Here is a 24645-nt window from a genome sequence, read left to right as displayed (position 1 = left end):
TAAATCAGTGCAAACCGGGAACATGGGCCTGATATGAGCGACAGCGAAGCACCTCCCGCGGTGGCACCCGAAGGTGTGAGCGGCGCCCGTGGGCTCCCCCAGGAAGCCCTGGAGATCGCCTCCGGTTACGCGTTCTCCGGACCCGCGTTCGACCTGGGCGCGCTGCTCTGGGACGGGCGGTGTCTGCCGGACGCCCGGATCCGCATTCCGCTGCCCGTGCTCAACCGGCACGGGCTGGTCGCCGGAGCCACCGGCACCGGCAAGACCAAGACGCTGCAGCTGATCGCCGAGCAGTCGTCCGCGCAGGGCGTGCCGGTGTTCCTCGCCGACATCAAGGGTGATGTCTCCGGGATCTCGGCGCCGGGCGTGTCGAACGACAGGCTGCTGGCGCGTGCCCAGGAGGTCCACCAGGAGTGGACGCCGACCGCCTGCCCGGCCGAGTTCTACGCGCTCGGCGGCATGGGCAAGGGCATCCCCGTACGGGCGACGGTCACCAGCTTCGGCCCGGCGCTGTTGTCCAAGGTGCTCCAGCTCAACCAGACCCAGGAGCAGTCGCTCGGCCTGATCTTCCACTACGCCGACCAGAAGGGTCTGGAACTGTTCGACCTCAAGGACCTGCGGGCCGTCGTCACCTTCCTGGCCTCGGACGAGGGCAAGGCGGAGCCGAAGGGCATCGGTGGCCTGTCGCCCGCGACGGCGGGCGTGATCCTGCGCTCCCTGACCGCCTTCGAGGCGCAGAGCTGTCATCTGTCAGCTGACAGATGACAGATGACAGGAGGTGAGGCGGGCGCCCCGCACGCGGTCGGGGCGCCCGCCTCGGTGTTCCCTCGGTTGTGCCTGGCCGTTGTGCCTAGCTGTTTCCGTGCTCCTTGGGCGAGGGCGTCCGCACCTGCCGGGCATCCGGCGCGGGCCTGGACTCGGGCTGCGGCTTGGGCGTGTTGCGGACGGCTTCCGCGCGCAGGAGGGCGCGCAGGACCGCGTACGGGTCGGTGGGCATGACTGTGTCCTTGCGTTCGCTGGTTCACTGACTGACTGGCGGGGACGGTCCGGAGGCCGGGCCGGGCCTGTCAGCAGCGCAGGACCACTGAGCGCAGGGCGTGCAGCGTGCGGGAGTGCGACGGCGGTACGCGACGGGGGCGGGGCGCCGGCTCCGGGCCGTCGGGAGCGGTCGGTTCGGGGCGCAGCGGGTTGAGGAGGCGGTGGTCCTGCCGGGTGGGCGGGCGAAGGGCCGTGTCGAGTACGTCGTGTTCGGCGCCGCAGTCCGTTCCGGCGGAGGCCACGACGGGGGTCGGGGCGAGGGTGTCGACGTGGGTGCCCGCCGCGAGGATCGTGACGACGAGGAGCGTCAGAACCCGCATCCACGCGTGCCGGTGCGGCGGGCGCGGCCGGCGGTGCGCAGAGGGGCTCATAGGAGGTCGTGTCCCCATCCGGAGTGGGTGGTTCATCGGATCGGCGGCGAGATCCGCCCTCATGGGCTACGGGTGAGGCGCGGAGTTGACGTACGGCGTGGACTCGTCGTGCGGTCAGACGACGGCCGGGATCTGCTTGGCGCGGCCGCGGATCACGAACGCCGTGACGATTTCCGTGACGCCGACCGCGATGAGCCAGCAGCCGCCGACGAGGGTGAGGACGGCGACCGAGGTGAACGGGGACACGATCAGGACGATCCCCGCGAGGAAACTGACGATCCCGAGGAAGATCTGCCAGCCGCGGGCCGGCACGGTCGGGTCGGACGCGGCGGCCAGGGTCTGGGTGATGCCGCGGAACAGCCAGCCGATGCCGATCCACAGGGCGAGCAGGAGGGTCGACTGCATCGGGCCCCGGAAGCAGAACAGGCCGAGCAGGATCGAGAGGGCACCGCTGATGAAGGCCATGACGCGCAGCGAGGTCGCGACGTGGGTGCCGAACGCGGCGACGAGCTGGAGTACGCCGCTGAAGAGCAGGTAGAGGCCGAAGAGCACGCCCGCGGCGAGCAGGGAGGCGCCCGGCCAGACCAGCACCAGCACGCCCAGGACGAAGGCCGCGATGCCGGCGAGCAGAACGGCTTGCCAGGCGCTGCGGGCGATGAGGTGCAGGGGGCCTTCGGGAGTGACGTGTGGCTCGCGGTCGTGGATGTGGCGGTCGTCGTACTGCGGGCCGTGGTGGGGGGTGTTCGGTACCTCACTCATGCTCCATGCTCTGGCCGGGCGGGGCCGTCCTGCCACCGCGGTGACCCATCCGACGGACCCTCGCCCCCGCCGCCCCCACCCGTCACATCCCAGGGGCTCCGCCCCCAGACCCCCGTTCGGCCTGAACGGCCTCGTCCTCAAACGCCGGACGGACTGAAAGATGTGCGCCGGCGCTCGGGCGAGGGCAGGGAGGCTACTTGCCGGAGGCCTTCGCCTGGGCCTTCATTTCCTGTTTGTGGGCGCGGACCTTCGCCAGGGACTCCGGGTCGGTGATGTCGGCGACGGAGCGGAAGGAGTTCGGCTCGCCGTACGCCCCCGCCGCCTCGCGCCAGCCCTTGGGCCGCACACCGAACTGCTTGCCGAGGAGGGCCAGGAAGATCTGGGCCTTCTGGGCGCCGAAGCCGGGCAGTTCCTTGAGCCGCCGCAGCAGCTCATCGCCCGTCTTGACGCCCTCCCAGACCTTGGCCGCGTCCCCGTCGTAGTGCTCCACGAGGTACTGGCACAGCTGCTGGATCCGCTTGGCCATGGACCCGGGATAGCGATGCACGGCCGGCTTCGCGGTGAGCAGCGCGGCGAACTTCTCCGGGTCGTACGCGGCGATCTCGTGCGCGTCCAACTCGTCCGCACCCATGCGTGAGGCGATCGTGCGCGGTCCCTTGAACGCCCACTCCATCGGCACCTGCTGGTCCAGCAGCATCCCGGTCAGGGCGGCGAGGGGACTGCGGCTGAGCAGCGCGTCCGCTTCGGGATCCTGGGCGATGTGAAGACCGACGTCCATGCCTCGATGATCCCGCGTGAGGATGCGGAACGCCTCTCAGGCCTCCGTGCGCCAGTAGTCCATGGCGTTCACCCGTTGCCTCGTGGTGCCGTGGACCGTTGCCTCGTGGTGCCGTGGCCTCGTGGTGCCGTGGCCTCGTGGTGCCGTGGACCGTGGCCTCGATGGTGTCCGCGGGCTTTGCCGCCCGCGCCCAGTCGCTCGCGCCCCGCGAGCATGCCGCAGTCGGTGAGGCGCAGGCGCCGGTAGCGCGGGGTGATGTCTTCGGCTCCGGTCACCGTGAACTCGAAGTCCTTGCCGCGCAGCAGTTCGAGTACCGAGCCTTCCCAGCCGTGCCCCTGGCCCATCGGCTCTCCACCCCGCGCGTACGATTTCGCCCAATGAAAGTTAGGTTAGCCTAACCTGACAAAAGTGGGGATGGATTGTGACCGCCGAGCTCTACCGTGACCCTTGGGGGATCCCCCACCTGCGCGCCACCGGCGCCCGCGCCCTCGCCCGTGCCCAGGGTCGTGTCACCGCCCTCGACCGTGCCTGGCAACTGGAGGTCGAACGGCACCGTTCGCAGGGCACCTCCGCCGCGTTCCTCGGCGCCGAGGCCGTCGGCTGGGACCGGTTCGCACGCCGGGCCCGGCTCGACGACACCGCGAGACGTTGCTTCGCGGCGCTGGAGAGACGGGATCCGGAGACCGCCGACTGGGTCGTCGCGTACGTCGACGGGGTCAATGAGGGACTGGCCGAAGGCGCCGGGCGCGCACCGGAGTTCGCGGAGACCGGGCTCGCCCCGGGGAGCTGGGAGCCCTGGACCCCGCTCGGCGTCTGGCTCGGCGCGCACATCCTCTTCGCCGGTTTCCCCGCCAAGCTGTGGAGGGAGGAGGTCGTCCGCCGGATCGGACCGGAGGCCGTGGACCTCTTCGCCGCCGACGGTCCCGGCACCTCCGGCAGCAACGGCTGGCTCGTCACGGGCGAGCGGACCGGCACCGGGCAGCCGGTCATCGCGGGCGACCCCCATCGCTTCATCGAGGACCCCGGCGTCTACCAGCAGATCCACCTCTCCTGCCCGGAGTTCGACGTCGTCGGCCTCGCCGTCCCCGGCGTCCCGGGAATCGCCCACTTCGCCCACACGGGCACGGTCGCCTGGGCCATCACCAACGCGATGGCCGACTACCAGGACCTGTACCGGGAACGACTGCGACGCGTCGGACCCCAGGGACCGGAGGGAACGGGCAGCTGGGAGGCGCTCGACCCCGACGGGGAGTGGCGGGCCGTCGCCCGGCACATGGAGACGGTCGCGGTGGCGGGCGGTGAACCCGTCGAGGTCGAGGTCGTCGAGACTCCGCGCGGACCGGTCGTCATCGGGGGAGCGGAGATGACCGAGGGCGTCGAACCCATCAGCCTCCGCTACCCGCCCCGCGTCACCGAAGACCTCGGCTTCAGCGCGCTCCTCCCCCTCCTCAGGGCCCGCGAAGTCGATGACGTCGACCGGGCGTTCGACCACTGGGCCGAGCCCGTGAACGTCGTCCAGGCCGCCGACACCGAGGGCGGCGTGCTGCACCGGGTCGCCGGCCGGGTCCCGCTGCGCGGCGCGGACAACCGCACCCGGATCGTCGCCGCCTGGGAGCCCGGGCACGAATGGCGGGGCTGGCACGAGATGCCGTACGGGACGGTCGAGGACGGCGTCGCCGTGATGGCGAACCAGCGCGGCCTCGCCGGTCCGCTAGGTGTCGAGTTCGCCGCGTTCCACCGTGCCGCCCGGATCCGGCAGCTCCTCGACGAGCGGCCGAAGTGGTCGGCCCAGGACATGGCGGACATCCACATGGACACCCATCTGGCCTCCGCCGCACCCCTGATGGGCCACCTCGCCGCCCTCGACGGGCTCAGCATCGAGGCGACCGCCCTGCGCGACCGGCTGCTCGGCTGGGACCGCCGGATGACGGCCGACAGCAAGGCGGCGGCCGCCTGTTCCGCGGTGCGCGGCGCGGTCGTACGACGGCTCGCCGCGCACCCCGCCTTCGCCGCGCTGGCCGACCCGCCCGCGTACCCCGAGGTCTTCCGCCCCTGGCTCGCCCTCCTCCCCCGCGTCGGCTTCGCCCTCGAACACCTGCTGAAGGCGGAGGAGTTGTACGGCATCGACCGCGCCGCCCTCGTCCGCGAGGCCGTCGAGGAGGCGGCCGCGCAACCGCTCGGCGTCTGGGGCGACACCCACCGCCTCGCGCCCTGGCACGCGCTCACGACCACCTCGTACGACGAACCGGGGCTCTCCGGAGACCACGACTGCGTGCTGTGCACCTCGACGGTCCCCGGCCTGACCGACCTGAGCGCGCGCGGCCCGGCGGCCCGTTACGTCTGGGACCTCGCCGACCGCCGCCAGAGTCTCTGGGTGGTCCCCTTCGGCGCCTCGGGGGTCCCGGGCTCGGCCCACCACCGCGACCAACTCCCCTTGTGGCTCAAGGGGGAACTGGCCCCGGTCGTCACCGACTGGAGCCGGCTGACACAGGAGCAGGAGACAGAGAAGGTTGAGGACAGCCATGAGCAGTGAGCCGTACGCCGCCGACCGCGAGGCCGTGCACGAGCAGAAGATCGACGGCTTCGGGACCGTGCGCGTCCTGCCCGTCGAGCCGCACGCCGACCTGGACGTCATCCACCGCTGGGTGAGCGAGGAGCGTGCCGTGTTCTGGGGCATGAACGGGCTCACGAAGCAGCAGGTGCTGGAGACGTACGTCCACCTGGACTCGCTCGACACCCACCACGCCTTCCTCGCGGTCAAGGACGGCGAGCCCGCCGCGCTCTTCCAGACGTACGAGCCCGAGGCCGACCGGGTCAGCGAGTGCTACGCCGTCGAGCCCGGCGACATCGGCGTCCACCTGCTGATCGGCCCCGCGGGGTCGGGCGGTGGCCGGGCGGGCTGGTCGTCCGCGCTGCTGACCGCGTTCACCGTGTACGTGCTGATCGGCCTCGACCGGCAGCGGGTCGTGGTCGAACCCGACGTGCGCAACGAGAAGGCGATCACGCGCCTGGTCCGGCAGGGCTTCGTACCCGGCCCGGAGATCGTGCTTCCCGAAATCGACCTTCCCGAGGTCTACTTGCCCGAGAAGCGGGCCCGGCTGGCCTTCCTGACGCGGGAGGCGGCCCTCACGGGGGTTTCCCCGCCGGCCTCGTCGGCGGGTTCCCCGGTGGGCTCCTCGCCGGGAGAGTGAGCACGGCGCCGGATTCGTCCGTACGTATCTGTGACTCTGGAAATGCGGAGCCCGCTCAGGCCTGTGCGGACCCCGCGGAGACGACGGAGACGGCGTGTGAGCGTACGCGGAGGCGGACAGCGGGACCGACGGCGTGATCGACGGCGGATCGCCCAAGGGCTCGCGCTGCTGGGCACGGTGCTGGTCCTGCTGCTCTTCGGTGGTGTCGGCGGCGCGTCCGCCCACGCCGCGCTGACCGGCACCGATCCGCAGGACGGCAGCGTGCTGAAGACGGCGCCCACCGAGGTGACGCTGTCCTTCAGCGAGTCCATCGGGCTCCTCGACGACTCCTTCCGCGTGCTCGACCCGGACAACCGGCGCGTGCACACCGGCGATCCGGGGCACGCGGGCGACCGTTCCGACACCGCCCGTGTGACCCTGCCGAAGGGCCTGGGCACCGGCACCTTCACGGTGGCCTGGCGAGTCGTCTCGGCCGACAGCCACCCGGTCTCCGGCGCCTTCACCTTCTCCATCGGCAAACCCTCCGCGACCACCCCGCCCGTCCCTGTCGAGGCCTCCGGGAACACCGTCGCGGGCACGCTCTACGACACCGCCCGCTACTTCGCGTACGGCGGTCTGGCCCTCCTCGTCGGCGCCGCCACCTTCGTCCTGGTCTGCGGGTTCCCGGGCCCGGTGCGGCGACTGCTCCTCATCGGATGGTGGATCCTGGCCGGGTCCACCGTCGCGCTGCTGCTCCTGCGCGGACCCTACGAGCGCGGCAGCGGCCCGGCGGACGCCTTCGACCCGTCCGTCCTCAGCGAGACCCTGACCAGCAGGCCGGGACTGGCCCTGCTGGCGCGGCTGGTGCTGCTCGGGGTGGCGGTGTTCTACCCGGTACGCGAGCAGGCGCGGGGGCGGGCCGTCCTCGCGCTCGGTGGGCTGCTCACCGTCTCCCTCGCCGTCACCTGGGCCGTCGCCGAGCACGCGTCCGCCGGGATCCAGGTCCCCGTGGCGATGGTCTCCTCCGTACTGCACCTGCTGTCCATGGCGGTCTGGCTGGGCGGCCTGGCGGCCCTGCTCACCGCGCTGTACCGGTCGGCCGAGCCGCTCCCCGCGGCCGTCGTCAACCGCTTCTCCCGCCTCGCCCTCGCCTCGGTCACCGTCCTGGTCGTCACCGGCGTCTACCAGTCCTGGCGCGGCCTCGGCTCCTGGGACGCGCTCACCTCCACCTCGTACGGCCGACTTCTCGTCGCCAAGCTGGTGGCGGTGCTGGTGCTGCTGGCGGGGGCGGGGGCCTCGCGGCGCTGGACCGGGCGGCTGATGCTCGCGGCGGAGGAGGCACGGACAGCGACGCCGGTGCTGGTGGAGGAACGGGTGCGGCAGACGGTGGGGGCCTCGGCCGCCCCCGCCGACGTACGGGGCGAGGGGGCGGCCGGCCTGTCGGACGGCAGCCTGTCGGACGGCAGCGCACCGGACGGCAGCGCACCGGACGGCAGCGCACCGGATCCGGATCACGAGCCCTCGGACAGGACTTCCGACAAGAGTCCGGGCAAGGCTTCCGACGAGGCCTCGGGTCAGGCTTCTGACGAGGCCTCGGACGGGACCGACCGGTACCGGCGGGCGTTGCGGCGTTCGGTGCTGGTCGAGGTCGTCGTCGGCGTCGTCGTGCTGGTGATCACCACCCTGCTCACCGGCACCCAGCCGGGCCGCGCGGCCACCGAGGCCGCGGCGGCCTCCGCCACCGCGGCCGCCGGGGAGACCACGGCCTCGACGACGACGATCCCGTTCGACGTGGGCACGAAGGGCGGACACGGCAAGGTGCAGATCGAACTGACACCGAGCCGGGTCGGCGAGAACTCCGTGCAGGCCGTGATCTACGGCCCCGACGGCGGCTTCGCCACCGTGCCCGAGCTGCGCCTCACCTTCACCCTGGAGTCGCAGCGGATCGGCCCGATCGACGCCGAGCTCACGGACAAGGGCGGCTACTGGGGCGCGGACGGCGTCACCCTCCCGGTGGCCGGCACCTGGACCATGAAGGCCACGGTCCGCACCACCGACATCGACCAGGTCACGGTGTCGAAGACCGTGAAGATCGGCTGACGGGACCACCGGGTCGGCTCACGGGGTCTGCTTCATGCCGTCGACGACGGCCCGGGTGACGATGGCGTTGGTGAAGGTCACCGTGCCGGGCTTGACCAGAGCGTCCTCGCCGGTGCTCGCGGTCACCTTGACCGAGCGGTCGCCCAGGAAGACATGGGTCTTCTTGTCGAAGATCCACTCTTCGCGTTCGCCGCTGGTCTCGTCCAGCCGGGCCACCGCGATCCCGTGCCGGCCCACCGCGTCCACCGCGTCGTTCACCACGACGACTCCGGGGATCTTCGCGGCGGCCTTGAACAGGGCCGAGTACAGCTCCGCCGGCGGGTAGCTCTCGACGAGCAGGTCGCCGATGGTGGTGAACACCTCCTGGTCGGGTGAGTTGCCGTGGCCCTTGGTCTCCTTGTAGATCTTGGCCAGGATCTTGTCGGGGTCGGTGGTCAGCTTGGCCAGGTAGTCGTACGTGGGGTGGTTCAGGCTGCCGACCGGGGTGTTGCCCTGTTCGTCGGGCAGGCTCAGGGTCTCGCCCTCGGAGCTGTCGTTGACGGCCGGGTCGATCAGCCAGCCCTTGGTGCCGTCGGAGGACATCCAGACCTGGCGGCGGTGCAGCGCGTGACTGGCGAGGCTGCTCTTGTCGTCGACGGTCTTCACGAACGAGTCGGCCGTCTTGGACTCTATGTAGATGTACTGGCCGGGCTTGACGGCCGGGTGACTCCCCCCGGTCTCGGCCGCCGCCAGTGAGATCTGGCCCAGCAGTTGGGGGACGCCCTTGGCGGTCGCGGCACCGATGTGGGTGGTGAGGGCGGGTCCGGTGGCGACACCGCCGTCCCTGACCCCGCCGCCGTCGTTCATCACCACTCCGGCGACGACCGTCCCGGCCAGCGCGGCGGCCAGCGCGGGCAGCGTGATCGCCGGACGCGGCAGCCTGGGCCGCCGGGTCCGCGCCGGGGTCACCGCCTCGGCGGCCGCCGTGCGCTCTTCCTGCTGGATCTGGTGAATCTGGGCCATCAGGCGCTCCTTGTGGAACTGGTGACGGCCCGCCGGGAGATCGCGCGCCGTGCGGGAGAGGAGCTGCTGGGCGCTCTCGTCCCGCTCGGCCGGACTCTGCCGGGGCGTGTTCTCGTTCATCGGTTTCCTTCCTGTGCGGGCCGGATCACTTGGGTGCGATCGCCTGTTATCTGTCGGTCGAGGCGGCTGCCTTCCCGTCTTCCGCGAACTTTTCTCAGCGGTGGTCCGGGTTCTTGGCGCGCCGGTCCGGGGGCGGTGAGGGTGCGCAGCTTCTTGCGGGCGCGGGAGAGCCGGGAGGCGACCGTGCCGACCGGAATCCCCAGCGCCTCCGCCGCGGCCTCGTAGTCCAGGCCCTCCCCCAGGCAGAGCGCGATGACCTCGCGCTCCGGGGGACGCAGCTTCGCGAGGGCGGCGAGGGCGGTCGCGAGACGGCGCCGGTCGTCGACCTGCCCGGCCACGTCCTCGGCGTGGTCGGGCACCGACAGCTCGGCCGCGGCGGCGGCCTGGGCCGCCTGCCGGTAACGCCGGTTGCTCCGGTACTGGTTGCGCGCGGTGTTGGTGGCGATGCCCAGCAGCCAGGGGCGCAGCGTGCCGCCCTCGGGGTCGACCCGGTGGCGCAGCCGCCATGCCTCCAGGAAGGTCGCGGCCATCACGTCCTCGGCCGTCGACCAGTCGGCGGTCAGCCGGAAGGCATGGTTGTAGACCGCGCGCGCATAACTGTCGAAGAGCTCCGCGAAGGCGCTCGATTCCCCGGCCCGTACCCGGGTACGCATATCAATGCTCACCCCTATGAGCTGTCCGGCAGCCCACACCGACTTCCAGTGACCTGCGTCACACCCCGTCTTGTGCGGTTCAGGCCGGCGTGGCAAGGCGGGGAGCTCCGTGGAACACCTGTCGGGTGTGCCAGGTCCGGTGGTGTACGGCGACGGGCGCGGTGCCCGGCTGGGGGCCGGTCAGCGGACGGCCCGCCAGCGCGATGACATGGTCGCGGGCCGCCGGGCTCCGTCCGACGAAGCGCTGCGACACCAGGATGCGGTGCCCGTCCCCGATGCCGAGGACGCCTTTGTCGAACAGCTTGTGGTGCAGCGAGCACAGGCACAGGCCGTTGTCGATGTCGTCCGGCCCGTCGAACGCCCACCAGCGCACATGTGCGGCCTCCAGCCCGACCGGCACCGCCCCGATCCGGCCGTCGTACCCACAGAACGCGCACTGGTACTCGTACGCCGTCAGGACCAGTTCCCGCATCCGCGGGTCGCGCCGGCGCCGGTCCCGAGGCCCCGCGCCCGGCAGGGGCGCCGACCCCTCCGGTTCCCACTCCAGGCCCACGGCCTCGCACAGTTCGTCGTGGAGCGAGGGCGGGAAGGGCAGGTCGAGCAGGATCCGGGCCATCCGGCCGAGGAGCGCGGGCTCGCGTCGCAGCGCCGCCCGCAGCTCCGGCGCCAGCCGTCCCGCCGCGCCCGTCGACCGCAGTTCCCGCACCCCGCTGCCGGGGCTGCCGGGCCCGCGATCGGTCCGTACCTCCCACACCCCGTCGCCGACCAGGTGGTGGAAGGGGTACGCCGGTGTCGTCCGGTTGGCGGGACCGTACTCGGCCAGCAGCCGCTTCAGGTCGTCCTCGACCGCGCTGTAGCGCAACTCGCCGTCGGCGTCCCGCTGGAACCGGCCGAGGGCATGGAGGAGGAGCAGGGGCTTGTGCGGGGCGCGGACCCCGTTGCCGGTCCACTGCCTCAGCTTGTCCGTCGTGGCCGACTCGATCATGGGATGAGAGCCGGGGGCGGCTCGCATGCGCGCCCGCTTCATGCACATCACCCCTCCGATGCTCCGGGAGGTCGCGCAGCGAGTCGGAGACGCGCTCTGGCAGCCACCCGGCACCGAGAAAAAGCCGACTGACGGAAACCGAGGCCGCCAACGTCGAAGGGCCCCACCGTGAACGGTGGGGCCCTTCGACATCGTGCCCGGTGAGGCACTGGCGGAGGATACGAGATTCGAACTCGTGAGGGGTTGCCCCCAACACGCTTTCCAAGCGTGCGCCCTAGGCCTCTAGGCGAATCCTCCGCGGCAAACAATACAAGACGTTGAGGAGTGCTCGCGAACTCGTTCCCCCCTCGCGGATCAGGTACTCTGTGCGGAGCCCCTCACGTGGCGCTATCTGACTGAACTCCCCCAGGGCCGGAAGGCAGCAAGGGTAGGTTGGCTCTGGCGGGTGCGTGGGGGGCGCTTGCGTTCCCGGGGCGGGATGCGGCACGGGTCCGGTCGCCGGGGGTGGTCCGGGGCTCGGTGAGCGGTCCTTGTTGTCAGTGGGCGCCTATAACCTCGTATGTGTGTCGTCTCTCGCGCTGTACCGCCGTTATCGCCCGGAGTCGTTCGCCGAGGTCATCGGGCAGGAGCATGTCACCGACCCGTTGCAGCAGGCGCTGCGGAACAACCGGGTCAATCACGCGTACCTGTTCAGCGGTCCGCGCGGGTGCGGGAAGACGACCAGTGCGCGGATTCTGGCCCGGTGTCTGAACTGCCAGCAGGGGCCGACGCCGACTCCTTGCGGGGAGTGCCAGTCCTGCAGGGACCTCGCGCGCAACGGGCCGGGGTCGATCGACGTCATCGAGATCGACGCCGCCTCGCACGGTGGTGTCGACGACGCTCGTGACCTGCGGGAAAAGGCCTTCTTCGGGCCTGCGAGCAGTCGGTACAAGATCTACATCATCGACGAGGCCCACATGGTCACCCCGGCGGGCTTCAACGCCCTGCTGAAGGTGGTCGAGGAGCCGCCCGAGCACCTCAAGTTCATCTTCGCCACGACCGAGCCCGAGAAGGTCATCGGGACGATTCGGTCGCGGACCCACCACTATCCGTTCCGGCTCGTGCCGCCGGGGACCCTGCGGGGGTACCTGGGCGAGGTCTGCGGGCGTGAGGGCATTCCCGTCGAGGACGGCGTGCTGCCGCTGGTCGTGCGGGCCGGCGCCGGCTCCGTGCGTGACTCCATGTCCGTCATGGATCAGCTCCTCGCGGGGGCGAGCACCGACGGTGTGACGTACGCCATGGCCACCTCGCTGCTGGGGTACACGGACGGGTCGTTGCTGGACTCCGTGGTCGAGGCGTTCGCCGCGGGCGACGGCGCCGCGGCCTTCGAGATCGTGGACCGCGTCATCGAGGGGGGCAACGATCCCCGGAGGTTCGTCGCGGACCTGCTGGAGCGGCTGCGCGATCTGGTGATCCTGGCCGCCGTTCCCGACGCCGCCGAGAAGGGGCTCATCGACGCCCCGTCGGATGTCGTCGAGCGCATGCAGGCCCAGGCCGGGGTCTTCGGCGCCGCCGAGCTGAGCCGCGCAGCCGATCTCGTCAACGAGGGGCTGACGGAGATGCGCGGCGCCACCTCGCCGCGACTCCAGCTCGAGCTCATCTGCGCGCGCGTGCTCCTGCCCGCGGCGTACGGGGACGAGCGGTCCGTCATGGCCCGTCTGGACCGTATCGAGCGCGGGGTGAACTTCTCCGGTGCCGGCGCGGGCGCCCCCACCATGGGGTACGTACCCGGTCCCGAAGTGCACGGAGGGGCTCCGGCGGGCGCTCCGATGGTTGCGCCGGGCGGCGGAGTCGCCGCGGCCCGGGCCGCCGTGCGGGCGACGGGGCCGGGCGGGCAGGGAGCGGCGAACGAGGGGCACGGGGCCGGTGGTGCGGGGGGTGCCGGCGGGGTTGCTGAGGCACCGGGTGCGGGCGCGGGGGCTGCTCCTGCCTCGGCCCCGGCCCCCGCTCCGCGTCCCGCGCCTGCCGCTGCCTCGCCCGCGGCTCCTCCGGCTGCCGCTACGGCTCCGCCCGCGTCCCCGTCCGGAGCCGCGCCCGGCGCCTGGCCCACCGCGACGGCCGTGGGCAGCGGTCGGCGTCCGGGCGGCTGGCCGACCGCGACACCCGCGGGCGGGGGACAGGCCCCCGCCGCCGCGGCCGGCGCACCCGCGCCTGTACCGACGGCGTCCACTCCCGCCCCCTCCTCCGGCCCTGGCCCCGGCCCCGCCTCCGCGCCGGCCCCCGCCGCCGGAGGCGTCGACCCCCGCATGCTCTGGCCGAACATCCTGGAGGCCGTGAAGAACCGCCGCCGCTTCACCTGGATCCTGCTCAGCCAGAACGCGCAGGTCACCGGTTACGACGGCACGACCCTGCAGATCGGCTTCGTCAACGCGGGCGCGCGCGACAACTTCGCGAGCAGCGGCAGCGAGGAAGTCCTGAAGCAGGCGCTGTCCGAACAGTTCAACGTGCAGTGGAAGATCGAGGCGATCGTCGACACCTCCGGTGGCTCGGCACCGCCACCGATGTCGGCCTCCGGCCCCGGTCCCGGGTTCGGCGGCGGCAGCAGCGGCGGCTACGGCGCTGGTGGTGGCGGTTACGGCGGAGCTCCGGCCGGCTCACGCCCCGCCCCCCAGCAGCCCCCGGCCCCGGCTCCGCGCCCCGCCGCGCCGCAGGGCCCGCCCGCGGGCCAGGCCTCGGCCACGCCCGCCTCGACGCCCGCCCCACCACCCCCCGCCGCCTACGAGCCGCCTCCGGTGGCCCCCGAGGACGACATCCCCGAGGACGACGACCCCGACCTCGACGAGTCCGCCCTCTCGGGCCATGACCTGATCGTCCGCGAACTGGGCGCGACGGTGGTGGAGGAGTTCTCCAACGAGTGAACACCCGGGCCCCTCTCGGAGGATCGCACCAACTCTCCCCACCCCCGCTTCGGAAGCCCCCACAAAGGCACCCGGCCCCGACGGTTAGGCTGACCCCGTGAAGGTCCTCGTCATCGGTAGTGGCGCCCGCGAACACGCCCTGTGCCGTTCCCTGTCCCTCGACCCCGACGTCACCGCCCTGCACTGCGCCCCCGGGAACGCAGGCATCGCGGAGACGGCCGAGCTGCACCCGGTCGACGCCCTCGACGGCGCCGCCGTGGCCGCGCTGGCCACGGAGCTCGGCGCCGAGCTGGTGATCGTGGGCCCGGAGGCGCCGCTCGTCGCCGGGGTCGCCGACGCCGTGCGCGCGGCCGGCATTCCCTGCTTCGGCCCCTCGGAGGAGGCCGCGCAGCTGGAAGGCTCCAAGGCCTTCGCCAAGGATGTGATGGCGGGGGCGGGCGTCCCCACGGCACGTTCGTATGTCTGCACGACGCCCGAGGAGGTCGACGAGGCGCTGGACGCCTTCGGCGCCCCGTACGTCGTGAAGGACGACGGACTCGCGGCCGGCAAGGGTGTCGTCGTGACCGACGACCTTGAGAAGGCCCGCGCGCACGCCATCGCCTGCGACCGCGTCGTCATCGAGGAGTTCCTCGACGGCCCCGAGGTCTCCCTCTTCGCGATCACCGACGGCGAGACGGTCGTCCCGCTCCAGCCCGCCCAGGACTTCAAGCGCGCGCTGGACGGCGACGAGGGACCGAACACCGGCGGCATGGGCGCGTACTCGCCCCTCCCGTGGGCGGACCCGAAGCTGGTCGAGGAGGTCATGGAGACCGTCCTCCAGCCGACCGTCGACGAGCTGCGCCGCCGCGGCACCCCGTTCTCCGGCCTTCTCTACGCGGGTCTGGCGATCACGAGCCGCGGTGTCCGGGTGATCGAGTTCAACGCCCGTTTCGGCGACCCGGAGACCCAGGTGGTCCTGGCCCGGCTGAAGACCCCGCTCGCGGGCGTCCTGCTCGCCGCCGCCGAGGGCACCCTCGCCGATCTGGCGCCGCTGCGCTGGAGCGACGACGCGGCGGTCACCGTGGTCGTGGCCTCCCACAACTACCCCGACACCCCGCGCACCGGCGACCCGATCACCGGGCTCGACGAGGTGGCGGCGCTGGACGCCCCGCACGCGTACGTCCTGCACGCCGGGACGAAGCACGACGGCGGCGCGGTCGTCAGCGCCGGCGGCCGGGTGCTCTCCGTCACGGCGACCGGCACCGACCTCACCGAGGCCCGCGCCCGCGCGTACGCGGCGGTCGCCCGCATCGGTCTCGACGGTTCGCAGCACCGTACGGACATCGCGGCAAAGGCGGCGGCGGACGCCACGACCGACGCCACGACCGAGGCGTAGAGCCCCTGACGGAGGCGTAGCCCCCACCCCCGCACGCACCACCAGGCCCCGGATTCTGTACGGAATCCGGGGCCTGATCCTTGCCCACGGTCATCCACCTTTCCCCAAAGCCATTCCATCGAGTGAGCGATGCCCCATCCGGCTGACGGGGGCCGAGGCCCCAACTAGGGTGCGGCGAAAGCGTTCCGGCACTTGGCCCACCGGCATTGCGATGTCGGTGGTGGGTGCCACAGTGGGGGAGTGAGCAACACCAGGGCATCCTTCGGCGCGGGCTGCGAGACAGCCCGGGCCGGGCCGACAGCAGGGGGTGACATCCGGTCGTGACCGGTATGGGTGTGGAGGTGGGCGCGCAGGCCGCGCGCTCCCGGGCGCTCGCCGTGCTGCGTATCCGCAGCAGGGCGCTGGCCGTCGCCCTGCTGCCCGCGGCCGTCGCCGTCGTGCTGCTCGTCGGCGGCTCGACCGGGCACATCACCGGCGGAAGCTGGCCCGTCACTCGCTGGATCGTGACGGTCCTCGCCGTCGTCGTGCTGCTCGCCGCCGCGGGCATCGCGCTCGTCGTCGCCCGCGCGCGGCCCGCCGTGAGCCCCACGGTCCCGATCGCGGAGGCGTCCGCTCCCGACCTCTACCGCCTGGTCCGGGACCTGGCCGACCGCCTCGACGTCCCGCCGCCCTCGGCGATAGCGCTGACCCCGGACTGCGACAGCTGGCTGGAGGACCGAACCCACCCGGCGCACGGCCCGCCGCCACCCGAGCACCGCGACGAAATAGCGGGCGCACGAGGGGCAGGAGGAGCCGGGCGTTCCCGCCGGGCCCCCGCGGCTCCCGTCCTCGTCATCGGCTCGCCCTTCCTGTGGTGGATGCGGGTCGGGGAGCTGCGCGCGGTCCTCGCCCCGGTCGTCGCCGGTACGGGCCCTTCGGCCCACCCCGACATAGCCGCGGCCCGCCGTTTCGTACGGGGTCTGGACGCGGCCGTGGCCGTGACCTCCGAGCCCGCCCGCGGCCCCCTGGTCCGCACGGTCCTCGCCGGTGTCGGCTGGGTGACCCGCCTGCTGCTGCGCAGTTGTCGGGGGCATGCGGCCGAGATGGAACGGGGAGTGGCCGCCGCGGCGGCCGAGCGTGCACAGGCTGTGGACTACGGTCTGCGGATCGTCGCCCAGGAACAGGTCGGCCTGGCGTACGCGGGCTGGGACCGGCTGCTGACCCGGGTCGCGCTGCCCGCCTGGCGGATGGGCCGCTGGCCGTCCCGGCTGGACGCGGGTGTCGTCGCGGCCCTCACCGAGCTGTCGCGCCGTGACCGGCTGGCCGAGGGCTTCGCCTCCCGCCTCGGCGAGCGTCCCGCCTGCGACCTGCTCGAAGAGCCCGGCTCGGTGGACGAGGCGGCCTCGCTCCTCGCCGCGCGCCTCTTCCACGGCGGTCCCGCGGAGCCCGGGCCCGACTGGGCGCCGGTGGACTGGCAGGAGTATCCGGACGAGGTGGTCGACCGCACCTGGCGCACCGAAGCGGCCCGGCTGCACCGGGTGCTGGACGCACTGGGCGTCCGCCACCCCACGGATCCGGCCCAGCCCGATCAGGGCGGTCCGACGCTGGCACGCGTGCTCGACCATCTGACCGCACCGGCCGCGCCGGCCACGGACGACGCCGGCCTCTCCATCGATCGGCGTGAGGCGTACGAGGAGAGGGGCAGGGGCGTGAGCCTGAACGAGGTCGAGGTCGAGGCCGAGGAAGAGGTCGGGGAGGACGGCGAGCCCGTGCTCGGGAGCGAGCGGACGGCTGCGCTTGCTGCCGGGCTCAGCGCGGAGCTGGCCCGTGAGGAGGCGGCGGCGCCGGCCGTCGCGTCCGGGCCGAGCGGGGGCGCGGAGCAGCCGGGCCCCGACTGGTCGTTCTGGGACGACGGGATGCTGCCGCTCTTTCCGCTCCAGCCGCCGCGCAGTGGGCGTGAGCTGTTGGCCGACCATGTCACCGCGATGGTCTGTTGTGCGGCGATGGACACCGCCGGGGCGGCGCCGGGGCTCGACTGGCTCGACGGACCCGCCCTTCTCGTCGACGGGGTGCGGGCCGCGGATCTGGGGCCGCGGATCCTTACCCTCGTCGAGGACGGTGACCCGGAGCCTCTCCGGGACTGGCTCCGCCACCTGGGCGTCCGCCCCGAGAAACCGGTCCGCCTGGTCTGACGCCGCCACCACCGTCCCTGCTCCCAGCCGCCCGTATCCGCCTCCAGGACCGGAGGACCGCGTTCCGTTCACGTCAATTCGCGACGAACGGTGACGGAGTGCGTGCGTAATGTGATGTGCTGGGACCGATCGCGCACAGGGCAGAGACTTACAGAACCGACGGGGGCACGAGGGAGGGGAGCAGGCATGGGGTCGGAGCAGATCCGCCGCTGGGAGTCGGGCGCACTCGCGCACGCCGTGACGGACCCCTTCGGCCAGGGCCCCGTTCCCTGGCTCAGGGGCGACGAGCAGTACTTCGACGACACCGGCCATGTCGTCCCGTGGTACATCGATCACATCGATCATGTCGATCAGACAGGTCGGGCCGGTCAGGCGGGTCAGTCCGGAGGCCCCGGTGGCTCCGCCACCCTCCAGGGCTCCCGCAGGCCCCCCATCCCCCACCCCCGCGCCGGCGGTCCCCGCTCGGCCGACGACGTGCACCGCCAGATCAAGGGCTTCGCCTCCAACGGAGCGGCTGCGCCGGGCGAGGCCATCGATTTCCACGTCACCGTCGACCCGCCCCAGGAATTCAGCGTCGACATCTACCGCATCGGGCACTACGGAGGCGACGGGGCCAGCAAGATCACCACCAGCCCCCGCCTGTCGGGCATCGTCCAGCCGCCACCCCTCACCGCCGACAGAACCGTTTCCTGTCATCACTGGTGGCTCTCCTGGCGGCTGCAGATCCCGAGCTACTGGAACATCGGCGCCTACGTGGCCGTACTCACCACCGCCGACGGCTACCGCTCCCACGTCCCCTTCACCGTCCGCGACAACCACCCCGCGGACCTCCTCCTCCTGCTCCCGGACATCACCTGGCAGGCGTACAACCTCTATCCGGAGGACGGGCACACCGGTGCCAGCCTCTACCACGCCTGGGACGAGAACGGCCGTCTGCTGGGCGAGTCCGAAGCCGCGACGACGGTCTCCTTCGACCGCCCGTACGCCGGTGCGGGCCTCCCCCTCCACGTCGGCCACGCCTACGACTTCATCCGCTGGGCCGAGCGCTACGGCTACGACATCGCCTACGCCGACGCCCGCGACCTGCACGCCGGCCGTGTCGACCCCACCCGTTACCGCGGCCTGGTCTTCCCGGGGCACGACGAGTACTGGTCGTCGGCCATGCGCCGCACCGTGGAACTCGCCCGCGAAAGCGGCACCTCCCTGGTCTTCCTCTCCGCCAACACCATGTACTGGCAGGTGGAGTTGGCCCCGTCCCCGTCCGGCGTCGCCGACCGTCTGCTGACCTGCCGTAAACGCAGAGGCCCGGGAAGGCCGGCGCTGTGGCGTGAGATCGACCGTCCGGAGCAGCAGCTCATCGGCATCCAGTACGCGGGCAGGGTCCCGGAACCCCACCCCCTGGTCGTGCGCAACGCGGACCACTGGCTGTGGGAGGCGACCGGCGCACAGGAAGGCGACGAACTCGACGGCATGGTCGCGGGCGAGGCCGACCGCTACTTCCCGCGCACCCCGCTGCCCGAGCACCAGGGCCGCATCCTCCTCGCCCACTCCCCGTACCGGGACAGCGAGGGCGCGACCCGCCACCAGGAGACCTCCCTCTACCGAGCCCCCTCCGGCGCCCTGGTCTTCGCGGCCGGGACGTTCGCCTGGTCCCCGGCCCTGGACCGGCCCGGCCACGTCGACGCCCGTATCCAGCGAGCCACCGCGAACCTCCTCGACCGCATCTGCAAACGCGACTGAGAACGCGCACCCCGCACGACCACCACGGGCCCCCGCCCACCCCCTGGCCAAAGCCGCTCCCCGAATACGGGAGAATCGAGCCACTTGGACAGAACCACGGGGAGGAACCGTGTCCGGATTCGTCGAAAAGCCCGAGCCCCTCCAGGTCCCGGGTCTGGTGCATCTGCACACCGGCAAGGTGCGCGACCTGTACCAGAACGAGGCGGGCGACCTCGTGATGATCGCCAGTGACCGCATGTCCGCCTACGACTGGGTGCTGCCCACCGAGATCCCCGACAAGGGCCGGGTCCTCACCCAGCTCTCGCTGTGGTGGTTCGACAAGCTGGCAGACCTGGTCCCCAACCATGTGCTGAGCACCGAGCTCCCGCCGGGCGCCCCCGCGGACTGGGAGGGCCGCACCCTCATCTGCAAGTCCCTGCGGATGACGCCGGTCGAGTGTGTCGCGCGCGGCTATCTCACCGGCTCGGGCCTCGTCGAGTACGTCGAGTCCCGCACGGTCTGCGGCCTCGCCCTCCCCGAGGGCCTCGTCGACGGCTCGGAACTCCCCGCGCCGATCTTCACCCCCGCCACCAAGGCCGCGGTCGGCGAGCACGACGAGAACGTGTCGTACGAGGAGGTCGCCCGCCAGGTCGGCGCCGAGACGGCGGCCCAGCTGCGTCAGACGACCCTCGCCGTCTACGGCCGCGCCCGTGACATCGCGCGCGAGCGCGGGATCATCCTCGCGGACACCAAGTTCGAGTTCGGCTACGAGGGCGAGACGCTCGTCCTCGCCGACGAGGTGCTGACCCCGGACTCCTCCCGCTTCTGGCCCGCCGACGAGTGGGAGCCGGGCCACGCCCAGCCGTCCTTCGACAAGCAGTTCGTCCGCGACTGGCTGACGTCTCCCGAGTCGGGCTGGGACCGCAAGAGCGAGCAGCCCCCGCCGCCGCTGCCGCAGCACATCGTGGACGCGACCAGCGCCAAGTACATCGAGGCGTACGAGCGCCTGACCGGCACCGGCTGGAGCTGAGCACGCGAAGGAGCACACGAAGAAGCCCCCGACCCTGAAGGGCCGGGGGCTTCTTTCTCTGAGCGGACGACCAGGTTCGAACTGGCGACCTCAACCTTGGCAAGGTTGCGCTCTACCAACTGAGCTACGTCCGCATGCGCTGTGCTGCGAGACCAACTATACCCAACCTCGCTCCCGTGCGAGACGCACCGCCGCGTGACGGTTCTCCGCCCCCAGCTTCGAGACGGCCGACGAAAGATAGTTGCGTACCGTCCCCTGGGACAGTGCCGCCCGCTCCGCGATCTCCGCGACGGGCGCCCCGTCGGCCGCGAACTCGAGCACCTCGGCCTCGCGCGCGGTCAGCGGCGAGTCCCCGGCGGAGATCGCGTCCGCGGCCAATTCCGGGTCCACATAACGGTTTCCCGCATGCACGGTACGAATGATCTCCGCGAGCCGCTGTGCGCTGACCGTCTTCGGGACGAACCCGCGCACACCTGCCGCAAGCGCTCGCTTCAGATGCCCCGGCCGCCCATGACTCGTCACGATCAGCACCTGGCAGCCGGGCAGTTCGGCCCGTAGCGATGTGGCCACCCTCACACCGTCCGCCCCCGGCATCTGCAGATCCAGGACGGCGACATCGGGTTCGTGCGCCAGCGCCATCGCCAGCGCCTCGGGCCCGGTCGCGGCCTCGGCGACCACCACGAGGTCGTCCTCCAGTCCCAGCAGCGCGGCGAGCGCACCCCTGATCAGATGCTCGTCGTCGGCGAGCAACAGCCGCACGGGCGGTGCGGACGGGACGGATGGGGTGGATGAGGCGGGTGGGGCGGACCTCATGGGGTGACCTCACTCACGGGGTGGGGGACGGGCGGGGGCGAGCCACCCGGAGCCGGAGCCGGAGCCGGTTCCGGGACCGAGGCGGGGGGCAGCGGCACCTCGGCGGTCAGACGGAACAGGTCACCCCCGGCAGGCCCGGCCCGCAGCACCCCGCCCACCTCCCTGAGCCGCTCCCGCAGCCCGGCGAGCCCGGACCCCCTTCCCGGCTCGGCGGCAGCGGGACCGGTACCGGTACCGGACCCCGTACCGGTACCGGGCGCCCCGTCGTTCTCGACGGTGAGGGTCACCCGGCCCTCCACCACGCGCAGGGACACCGCGCACCTTCCGGCGTCCCCGTGCCGCAGCACGTTCGTCGTCGCCTCCCGTACGACCCAGCCGAGCGCGGACTGGATCTCCGCGGGCAGTCCGGTCACCGGGCCGCTGACCTCGCAGTCGATGCCGGCGGCCGTCAACACGCCCTGTGCGCCCGCGAGTTCGGTTCGGAGATCGGCCTCGCGGTAGCCACGTACGACCTCGCGGACCTCCCGCTGCGTCTCCCGCGCTATCCGCTGGACCTCGATCATCTGCTCCACGGCCTCCGGCCGCCCGCGCCGGGCCAGTTGCACGGCGAGCTCGCTCTTCAGCGCGACCACCGCCAGGTTGCGGCCCATCACGTCGTGCAGATCGCGCCCGAAGCGCAGCCGTTCCTCGGCGACCGCGAGCCGGGCCCGGGTCTCGCGGGCCTCGTCGAGTTCGTAGACGGCGTTCAGCAGCCAGACGGAGAAGGCGGAGGTGAAGGTGAAGAAACCGGCGGCGAGGACGACCGCACCGGCGGCGACGGCGGCGCCGGTCGCGGGGACACCCGCCGGGACGGCCACGGCGCCGGCGCCCAGGGCGGTGCCGAGCACGCCGTACACCATGCGTCGTGTCTCGCGCACCGCAAGCGCCAGGGTGCCGATCCCGAACGACAGGACGCCGACGAACACCGTGGCCGCCGCCGCCCCGTTGTCCGCGCCGCGCGGGCCGTGCAGCGCGACCACCAGGCTCACGACGGCGATCACCACGGTGGCGGTGCCCAGCGCCCAGAGCAGCCGTACCGGCAGGCGGCGGCGGCCGCGGGTCCAGTCCAGGGTCAGCGAGGCGGTCACCGTGGCGAGCACGGCGTGTGCGCTCACCAGCAGGAACAGGATCCAGTTCACCGGGGCGGGCACATATCCGAAGGCCGGCAGCGCGAAGGTGGCGACCTCGATGAACGGGAAGGTGTGGAACGACCACCGTGTGTACGTCTCGATCTTCGCCGGCGTGCTCTTGCCGCGCCACCAGCCATCGCGCCCGCCCATGCCCACCACCAAGTCCCTGGTCAACGCCGCGGCTCCCAGCGGAACCACCGCCGTACAGCAAACACCGCGAGGACGATCCAGGCCATCGCCGTCCCGAGCGCGCCCAGGGTGTCGTGCGCGGAGAGGTCGCCGGTCCAGCCGCCGCGTATCAGCGTGATCACCGGGGTCAGGGGCAGCAGTTCGCAGGCCGAGGCCAGCTGGTCCGGCATGAACTGGAGGGGGACGAAGGTGCCGGAACCGCACAGCGACACCAGCACCAAGGGCATGGCGGCGACCTGGGCGCCCTCCACGCTCTTGCTGAAGTTCGCCGTGATCGCCGCGAGCGGAGGCCACATCGCCAGGCCCAGGAGCAGCCCCAGGACGGCGAGATGGGGTGCCGCGGGCGCGCCGACGTCCAGCAGCGCGGCGCACGCGGCCGTCAGGACCAGGCACTGCACCAGGCCGATCGCGACCGAGGGCAGGGCCGCACCCGCGAGGATCTCCGTGTCCCGCAGCTCCCCGGTGCGCAGCCGTTTGAGGACGAGCTCCTCGCGGCGCGCCGCGTACACGCTCACCAGCGAGCTGTAGACCGCGAAGAGGAGTGAGAAGCCGACGGAGGACGGCAGGACGACGGAGCCGACCGAGAGCCCGGTGCCCTTCAGGTCCATCTGCCCGACCGTCGAGCGGAGGCTGAACGGCAAGGTCAGCGGCACGAACACGGCGGCGGCGAGGGTCGCCTTCGAGCGGCCCAGCAGGGTCAGTTCGGCGCGCGCCAGGGCGGCCATCCGCCCTGCGGCCGTCGTCATACCCGCACCCGCACCTTTGTCCGTACCGGGTTTCCCGGTCGCCGGGACTGTCGCGCTCATGCCGCCGTCCCCCTTTCCTGCTCCCGCACACCCGCGCCCCGGCCCGAAGCGTCCCGCGCTATCCGCAGGAACGCCTCCTCCAGCGAGGCCGACCGCACATCGAGCCCCCGCAGCTCGACCTGCTTCTGGTGGGCCCACACGAGCAGCGCGGTGGCGGTGCGCTGGAGCTCGTCGGTGCGCAGTCTGACGGCACGGCCCGCCGTCTCGTGATCGGTCACGCCGAGCCCGGCGAGCGGGGGCAGGTCTCCGAGGAAGTAGCCGTCGGGCAGTTCGAAGGAGATCCGGGACGGTGAGGACGCGGTCACCTCGGCAGGGGTGCCGGAGGCCGCGATGTGCCCTTCGTGGAGGACCGCGAGCCGGTCGGCCAGTTCCTCCGCCTCTTGCAGGTAGTGCGTGGTCAGCACCACGGTCGTGCCGCCGTCGCGCAGCTCGCGCACCAACTCCCAGGTGTCCCGGCGTCCTTCGGCGTCCAGGCCGGTCGTCGGCTCGTCGAGGAAGAGGACCTCGGGGCGGCCGAGGAGCGCGAGGGCCAGGTCCAGGCGCCGTTTCTCGCCCCCGGACAGCTGCTTCACCCGTACCCCGGACCGCCGGGTGAGCCCGACCATCTCCAGGGCCTGAGCGGTGGGCCGGGCTCCGCTTGTGCAGCCCGCCCACATCCGTACGGTCTCCGCGACCGTCAGCTCGGAGGGGAAGCCGCCCTCCTGCAGCATCACGCCGATCCGGGGCCGGACGGCCGCGCGCTCCTCGTACGGATCGTGTCCGAGGACCCGCACCCGGCCGGCCGACGGAGGGGCGAGGCCCTCCAGCAGCTCGACGGTGGAGGTCTTGCCCGCGCCGTTGGTCCCGAGCAGTGCGAAGAGCTCACCGCGGCCCACGGAGAAGGTGATTCCGCGCACGGCCTCGAAATCTCCGCCGACTCCCCGGTCTCCCCCGTACACGCGCCGCAGATCAGTGACCTCGATCACGTCATCTCGCTCGTTCGTGTTCATGAAATCAGCGTCCCCGCGGACGGGACCCGACAGCAGTGCGCGGTGTCATCACTCCGCATGACAAATGTCAGGGGACGCTCGTACGCGCACACGAGAAAGACCCCGGTCGATGACCGGGGTCTTTGCTTCCTGGAGCGGACGACGAGGCTCGAACTCGCGACCTCAACCTTGGCAAGGTTGCGCTCTACCAACTGAGCTACGTCCGCATTGCCTCCGACCGGCTTTCACCGGTCGGTGCGAGCACCACCCTACCTGATCCACCATAGTGGTCGGTAAGGGCTGCAGAGCGGGTGACAGGAATTGCACACTGCGCCTTCCCCCTGGAAGGGGGATGTTCTGCTACTGAACTACACCCGCGTGACTCCTCGGGGTCCGGCTTTTTCGGCCTTGCCCCTCGGCGTGCTCCAGACTCTAGCTGATCAGCGGGGGGTCAGCGCAAGTCGGTTGCGCGCGGGGGCGGATGGCCGGCCGGAGCGGGGCCCCGGCGAGCCGGCCGGAGCGGGGCCCCGGC

General features: G+C 72.1%; 19 protein-coding genes, 4 tRNA genes, 1 other RNA gene and 2 pseudogenes. 10 read left to right on the top strand and 16 right to left on the bottom strand.

What is annotated here, in order from left to right; all coding sequences use genetic code 11:
* Window positions 1-33: 33 nt before the first annotated feature.
* Window positions 34-738, top strand: a pseudogene (locus ABZ656_RS20515) (helicase HerA-like domain-containing protein); the annotation flags it as partial.
* A 112-nt stretch (window positions 739-850) separates the two neighbouring features.
* Here ABZ656_RS20515 and ABZ656_RS20510 read toward each other — a convergent pair.
* From ABZ656_RS20510 to ABZ656_RS20490, 5 genes and pseudogenes are all read right to left on the bottom strand, one after another.
* On the bottom strand, window positions 851-997 hold the full coding sequence (locus tag ABZ656_RS20510; protein ID WP_180361954.1) for a hypothetical protein: 147 nt from the start codon (window positions 995-997) through the stop codon (window positions 851-853).
* A gap of 70 nt (window positions 998-1067) precedes the next feature.
* Window positions 1068-1409 carry a hypothetical protein gene (locus tag ABZ656_RS20505; protein WP_360269638.1) on the bottom strand — a complete coding sequence of 114 codons (342 nt, stop codon included), beginning with the start codon at window positions 1407-1409 and terminating at the stop codon, window positions 1068-1070.
* A gap of 114 nt (window positions 1410-1523) precedes the next feature.
* Window positions 1524-2168, bottom strand: coding sequence for an HdeD family acid-resistance protein (locus tag ABZ656_RS20500; protein WP_360269636.1), 645 nt, complete (start codon window positions 2166-2168; stop codon window positions 1524-1526).
* A gap of 193 nt (window positions 2169-2361) precedes the next feature.
* On the bottom strand, window positions 2362-2946 hold the full coding sequence (locus ABZ656_RS20495) for an HhH-GPD-type base excision DNA repair protein (protein WP_101398897.1): 585 nt from the start codon (window positions 2944-2946) through the stop codon (window positions 2362-2364).
* A 139-nt stretch (window positions 2947-3085) separates the two neighbouring features.
* Window positions 3086-3290 (bottom strand): annotated as a pseudogene (locus ABZ656_RS20490) (siderophore-interacting protein); the annotation flags it as partial.
* 77 nt (window positions 3291-3367) lie between these two features.
* On the opposite strand from ABZ656_RS20490, the gene ABZ656_RS20485 reads away from it, so the two are divergent.
* The 3 genes from ABZ656_RS20485 to ABZ656_RS20475 all read left to right on the top strand — a co-directional run bounded on the left by ABZ656_RS20485 (window position 3368) and on the right by ABZ656_RS20475 (window position 8216).
* Window positions 3368-5479 (top strand): penicillin acylase family protein, encoded by a 2112-nt coding sequence (locus ABZ656_RS20485; protein WP_101398895.1) that lies wholly within the window; start codon window positions 3368-3370, stop codon window positions 5477-5479.
* Window positions 5469-6137, top strand: a complete 669-nt coding sequence (locus ABZ656_RS20480; protein ID WP_360269633.1) for a GNAT family N-acetyltransferase — start codon at window positions 5469-5471, stop codon at window positions 6135-6137. The genes ABZ656_RS20485 and ABZ656_RS20480 overlap by 11 nt, the downstream gene beginning before the upstream one ends.
* 96 nt (window positions 6138-6233) lie before the next feature.
* Entirely contained in the window at window positions 6234-8216 is a 1983-nt protein-coding gene (locus ABZ656_RS20475; protein WP_360269631.1) for a copper resistance protein CopC, read from the top strand.
* 18 nt (window positions 8217-8234) lie between these two features.
* On the opposite strand, the gene ABZ656_RS20470 is transcribed toward ABZ656_RS20475, so the two are convergent.
* The 4 genes from ABZ656_RS20470 to ABZ656_RS20455 all read right to left on the bottom strand — a co-directional run bounded on the left by ABZ656_RS20470 (window position 8235) and on the right by ABZ656_RS20455 (window position 11273).
* Window positions 8235-9338 carry a CU044_5270 family protein gene (locus tag ABZ656_RS20470; RefSeq protein WP_360269629.1) on the bottom strand — a complete coding sequence of 368 codons (1104 nt, stop codon included), beginning with the start codon at window positions 9336-9338 and terminating at the stop codon, window positions 8235-8237.
* Window positions 9335-9991: an RNA polymerase sigma factor gene (locus ABZ656_RS20465; protein WP_101398890.1), complete on the bottom strand. Its 657-nt coding sequence runs from the start codon at window positions 9989-9991 to the stop codon at window positions 9335-9337. Before ABZ656_RS20465 ends, ABZ656_RS20470 begins: the two co-directional genes overlap by 4 nt.
* Before the next feature lie 79 nt (window positions 9992-10070).
* Window positions 10071-10976: a phosphorothioated DNA-binding restriction endonuclease gene (locus ABZ656_RS20460; protein WP_360269667.1), complete on the bottom strand. Its 906-nt coding sequence runs from the start codon at window positions 10974-10976 to the stop codon at window positions 10071-10073.
* A gap of 209 nt (window positions 10977-11185) precedes the next feature.
* Window positions 11186-11273: transfer RNA gene (locus ABZ656_RS20455), tRNA-Ser, on the bottom strand.
* Window positions 11274-11344: 71 nt separating this feature from the next.
* Between ABZ656_RS20455 and ffs the strand changes: the two genes are divergently transcribed.
* The 6 genes from ffs to ABZ656_RS20425 all read left to right on the top strand — a co-directional run bounded on the left by ffs (window position 11345) and on the right by ABZ656_RS20425 (window position 20168).
* Window positions 11345-11443: signal recognition particle sRNA small type (gene ffs, locus ABZ656_RS20450), an RNA gene on the top strand.
* A gap of 96 nt (window positions 11444-11539) precedes the next feature.
* Window positions 11540-13873 carry a DNA polymerase III subunit gamma and tau gene (locus ABZ656_RS20445; RefSeq protein WP_360269627.1) on the top strand — a complete coding sequence of 778 codons (2334 nt, stop codon included), beginning with the start codon at window positions 11540-11542 and terminating at the stop codon, window positions 13871-13873.
* Between the two features lie 97 nt (window positions 13874-13970).
* Window positions 13971-15248, top strand: a complete 1278-nt coding sequence (purD, locus tag ABZ656_RS20440; RefSeq protein WP_101404186.1) for a phosphoribosylamine--glycine ligase — start codon at window positions 13971-13973, stop codon at window positions 15246-15248.
* 329 nt (window positions 15249-15577) lie between these two features.
* Window positions 15578-17419, top strand: coding sequence for a hypothetical protein (locus ABZ656_RS20435; protein WP_360269665.1), 1842 nt, complete (start codon window positions 15578-15580; stop codon window positions 17417-17419).
* A gap of 186 nt (window positions 17420-17605) precedes the next feature.
* Window positions 17606-19159 carry a N,N-dimethylformamidase beta subunit family domain-containing protein gene (locus ABZ656_RS20430; RefSeq protein ID WP_101404188.1) on the top strand — a complete coding sequence of 518 codons (1554 nt, stop codon included), beginning with the start codon at window positions 17606-17608 and terminating at the stop codon, window positions 19157-19159.
* A 109-nt stretch (window positions 19160-19268) separates the two neighbouring features.
* On the top strand, window positions 19269-20168 hold the full coding sequence (locus tag ABZ656_RS20425) for a phosphoribosylaminoimidazolesuccinocarboxamide synthase (protein ID WP_101404189.1): 900 nt from the start codon (window positions 19269-19271) through the stop codon (window positions 20166-20168).
* Window positions 20169-20229: 61 nt separating this feature from the next.
* Here ABZ656_RS20425 and ABZ656_RS20420 read toward each other — a convergent pair.
* The 7 genes from ABZ656_RS20420 to ABZ656_RS20390 form a co-directional block, all read right to left on the bottom strand.
* A tRNA-Gly gene (locus ABZ656_RS20420) sits at window positions 20230-20302 on the bottom strand.
* Window positions 20303-20324: 22 nt separating this feature from the next.
* Window positions 20325-20981: a response regulator transcription factor gene (locus ABZ656_RS20415; protein WP_101404190.1), complete on the bottom strand. Its 657-nt coding sequence runs from the start codon at window positions 20979-20981 to the stop codon at window positions 20325-20327.
* Window positions 20978-22300 carry a histidine kinase gene (locus ABZ656_RS20410; protein ID WP_360269663.1) on the bottom strand — a complete coding sequence of 441 codons (1323 nt, stop codon included), beginning with the start codon at window positions 22298-22300 and terminating at the stop codon, window positions 20978-20980. Before ABZ656_RS20410 ends, ABZ656_RS20415 begins: the two co-directional genes overlap by 4 nt.
* Window positions 22301-22320: 20 nt before the next feature.
* Entirely contained in the window at window positions 22321-23085 is a 765-nt protein-coding gene (locus ABZ656_RS20405; protein ID WP_360269661.1) for an ABC transporter permease, read from the bottom strand.
* 56 nt (window positions 23086-23141) lie between these two features.
* Window positions 23142-24134 (bottom strand): ABC transporter ATP-binding protein, encoded by a 993-nt coding sequence (locus ABZ656_RS20400; RefSeq protein ID WP_360269624.1) that lies wholly within the window; start codon window positions 24132-24134, stop codon window positions 23142-23144.
* Window positions 24135-24264: 130 nt separating this feature from the next.
* A tRNA-Gly gene (locus ABZ656_RS20395) sits at window positions 24265-24340 on the bottom strand.
* A 79-nt stretch (window positions 24341-24419) separates the two neighbouring features.
* A tRNA-Gly gene (locus ABZ656_RS20390) sits at window positions 24420-24491 on the bottom strand.
* Window positions 24492-24645: the final 154 nt, after the last annotated feature.

The organism is Streptomyces sp. NPDC007095, assembly GCF_040634475.1.
In the GTDB taxonomy this organism is placed as follows: domain Bacteria; phylum Actinomycetota; class Actinomycetes; order Streptomycetales; family Streptomycetaceae; genus Streptomyces.
Note: the sequence above shows the minus strand (reverse complement) of the source record. Positions and strands in the feature narration are given on the sequence as shown.

Bases quoted from the DNA above. Each gene is read 5' to 3' on its own strand.
- ABZ656_RS20500 (WP_360269636.1), bottom strand. From the start codon at position 2,168: ATGAGTGAGGTACCGAACACCCCCCACCACGGCCCGCAGTACGACGAC.
- ABZ656_RS20415 (WP_101404190.1), bottom strand. From the start codon at position 20,981: ATGAGGTCCGCCCCACCCGCCTCATCCACCCCATCCGTCCCGTCCGCA.
- ABZ656_RS20480 (WP_360269633.1), top strand. From the start codon at position 5,469: ATGAGCAGTGAGCCGTACGCCGCCGACCGCGAGGCCGTGCACGAGCAG.
- ABZ656_RS20470 (WP_360269629.1), bottom strand. From the start codon at position 9,338: ATGAACGAGAACACGCCCCGGCAGAGTCCGGCCGAGCGGGACGAGAGC.
- ABZ656_RS20505 (WP_360269638.1), bottom strand. From the start codon at position 1,409: ATGAGCCCCTCTGCGCACCGCCGGCCGCGCCCGCCGCACCGGCACGCG.
- ABZ656_RS20465 (WP_101398890.1), bottom strand. From the start codon at position 9,991: ATGCGTACCCGGGTACGGGCCGGGGAATCGAGCGCCTTCGCGGAGCTC.
- ABZ656_RS20510 (WP_180361954.1), bottom strand. From the start codon at position 997: ATGCCCACCGACCCGTACGCGGTCCTGCGCGCCCTCCTGCGCGCGGAA.
- ABZ656_RS20495 (WP_101398897.1), bottom strand. From the start codon at position 2,946: ATGGACGTCGGTCTTCACATCGCCCAGGATCCCGAAGCGGACGCGCTG.
- ABZ656_RS20460 (WP_360269667.1), bottom strand. From the start codon at position 10,976: ATGATCGAGTCGGCCACGACGGACAAGCTGAGGCAGTGGACCGGCAAC.
- ABZ656_RS20400 (WP_360269624.1), bottom strand. From the start codon at position 24,134: ATGAACACGAACGAGCGAGATGACGTGATCGAGGTCACTGATCTGCGG.
- ABZ656_RS20430 (WP_101404188.1), top strand. From the start codon at position 17,606: ATGGGGTCGGAGCAGATCCGCCGCTGGGAGTCGGGCGCACTCGCGCAC.
- ABZ656_RS20405 (WP_360269661.1), bottom strand. From the start codon at position 23,085: ATGACGACGGCCGCAGGGCGGATGGCCGCCCTGGCGCGCGCCGAACTG.
- ABZ656_RS20435 (WP_360269665.1), top strand. From the start codon at position 15,578: ATGGGTGTGGAGGTGGGCGCGCAGGCCGCGCGCTCCCGGGCGCTCGCC.
- ABZ656_RS20410 (WP_360269663.1), bottom strand. From the start codon at position 22,300: ATGGGCGGGCGCGATGGCTGGTGGCGCGGCAAGAGCACGCCGGCGAAG.